This window comes from Parafrankia colletiae, from assembly GCF_001854655.1.
Taxonomy (GTDB): domain Bacteria; phylum Actinomycetota; class Actinomycetes; order Frankiales; family Frankiaceae; genus Parafrankia; species Parafrankia colletiae.
This window is the reverse complement of record NZ_MBLM01000084.1, coordinates 1-2,282: the sequence shown is the minus strand read 5'-3', so window position 1 is coordinate 2,282 and position 2,282 is coordinate 1. Positions and strand designations below refer to the sequence as shown.

The 2,282-nt window shown below is 65.8% G+C and carries 3 protein-coding genes; all 3 read left to right on the top strand.

What is annotated here, in order from left to right; genetic code table 11:
• The coding region (locus CC117_RS10125) for a phosphoenolpyruvate carboxykinase (GTP) (RefSeq protein ID WP_084131878.1) at positions 1 to 1,019 on the top strand (1,019 nt) is incomplete at its 5' end.
• Between the two features lie 308 nt (positions 1,020 to 1,327).
• A complete protein-coding gene (locus CC117_RS10120; protein ID WP_071083491.1) occupies positions 1,328 to 1,660 on the top strand; it encodes an ArsR/SmtB family transcription factor in 333 nt (110 codons plus the stop codon).
• A 339-nt stretch (positions 1,661 to 1,999) separates the two neighbouring features.
• Positions 2,000 to 2,282 (top strand): RNA polymerase sigma factor region1.1 domain-containing protein (locus tag CC117_RS10115; RefSeq protein WP_241829979.1); only part of this gene is annotated, 283 nt, incomplete at its 3' end.

The following is a 2,282-nucleotide window of genomic DNA, read 5'->3' as shown; positions in this document are numbered from 1 at the left end:
CCGGTTTTCCGAGTGCCTGCGGCAAGACCAACCTCGCCATGCTCGTCCCGACCATCCCCGGCTGGAAGGTCGAGACCGTCGGGGACGACATCGCCTGGATGCGCTTCGGAGACGACGGGCGGCTCTACGCCGTCAATCCCGAGGCCGGCTTCTTCGGCGTCGCCCCGGGTACCGGCCGGATGACCAACCCCAACGCCATCGATACCATCCACAGTAATTCCATCTTCACGAACGTTGCGCGCACCGATGACGGAGACGTGTGGTGGGAGGGGCTGACCGAGAAACCGCCGGCACATCTCATCGACTGGCAGGGCCGTGACTGGACACCGCAGTCCGTGACGCCGGCCGCGCATCCCAACGCCCGTTTCACCGCCCCCGCCGGGCAATGTCCGACGATCGCCGCAGAATGGACTGACCCTGCCGGCGTTCCGATCTCGGCGATCCTGTTCGGTGGCCGTCGTGCCACCGCCGTGCCGCTGGTCGTCGAGTCCACCTCCTGGCAGCACGGTGTCTTCCTCGGTGCCACCGTCTCCTCCGAGACCACCGCCGCCGCGGCCGGGACGGTCGGCGAGCTGCGCCGCGACCCGTTCGCCATGCTCCCGTTCTGCGGCTACAACATGGGCGACTATTTCACTCACTGGCTTGCCGTCGGCAGACGCGCCGGGGCGCAGCTTCCGCGCATCTACCACGTCAACTGGTTCCGCAAACACCCCGACACGGGCGCGTACCTGTGGCCCGGCTACGGCGAGAACAGCCGGGTCCTCGCCTGGATCATCGGCCGACTCGACGGGACCACGCAGGGCCGCGCGACACCGCTCGGTGTGGTCCCCACACCCGAAGCCCTCGATACCGACGGCCTGGACGTGACCGGAGACGACTTCAACCTGCTCCTGTCCGTTGACCGTGCCGCCTGGGAACACGAAACCGACATGATCCGTCGATACTTCGCCGACCTTGGCTCCCGCGTGCCCGACGCCCTCTGGGTCGAACTCGCGGCCCTCGCTGACCGGCTGCGCTGACACCATGTCCTGCGCATCACGCCCCACCACGTGCCCCAACGGGCTCGGCCACCGCCATAGCCTGACACCGATGCCGGCGACCGATGCTCCTGCCACACTCGACCCCCGCTGCGGCCGGGGTGTGTCCTAGTCGTTTCCTGTTGACAGTATTGGTTTGACCCCGTTATCCACCGTCGGTGGCTGTTTGATAACTGAACTACACCGCTCCAATCTGATGAAGTTGTAAGGTTGTCCAGTTGTGTGACGAGCTGTCGGACGGGCGCCATGCCTGACAGACGGCGGGTAGCTGGAGGTCGGAGGGAGGTCGTATGGCGACGCCGCTGTACCAGTTGAAGGCGGAGTTCTTCCGGACCCTTGGCCACCCGGCGCGCATCCGGGCGTTGGAACTGCTCAGCGAACGGGAGTGGTCGGTGAGCGAGCTGGTGCCCGAGGTCGGGTTGGAGGCGTCACATTTGTCCCAGCAGCTCGGGGTGCTGCGCCGCGCCGGGCTGGTGACGACCCGTAAGCAGGGTACGACCGTGTTTTACGCAGTGGCGTCGCCGGAGATCGTGACGTTGCTGGCGGTGGCCCGCTCAATCCTGACCGGCGTGCTACACGAGCAGGCCGACCTGCTGCGCGACCTACTCGCCACCGAGTCCTGAACATCCCGACGGATTCAGCGACCACAGCAGATCACGACCATCGAAACGGTGATCTCATCTCGAGAGGACCGGGGACTGTTGGCCGCGACCCAGCCAACAACCAATGTATGGAGAGAGCGTCCGCGATCGGGGGCGCCTCACGGACATCGCTACATTTTGCCACGTGGAGAGGTCCTGTTCGGTGGTCGACGCTCTGAGCCCCTCGTGCCTTCCTGGACGCTGCAGGTGCCACGATCTGCGGCTTCGCTACGGACCCGTTCCCAGCAGCGGGGCCGGATATGGACCGGTCTCCAGGAAAGCATCCGCCGCATCCGACGCCGAACATAGGTGCTGACTGACATGAGTCGGCCTTTCCGCGGACATGACGAGACGCCGCCCACAGATCTGACCACACCCGACGAAGCCACAATGAAAAAGGTCGGAGACCTCATCGCCCGGGGTAAGGAGAACGGTTTCGTCACCCCGGACGACGTTGCCGCCACGCTACTCGCAGCGGAGTTGCCGCCAGAGAGAAGCGACGTTGTCCTGCAACTGCTCGCGGAGGACGGAATCGAGGTCCTCGACGAGACGGGCGGGGACGCCTCGGAAATTCTCGGCCGGCGCCGCGAGGGAGAGGAACTCG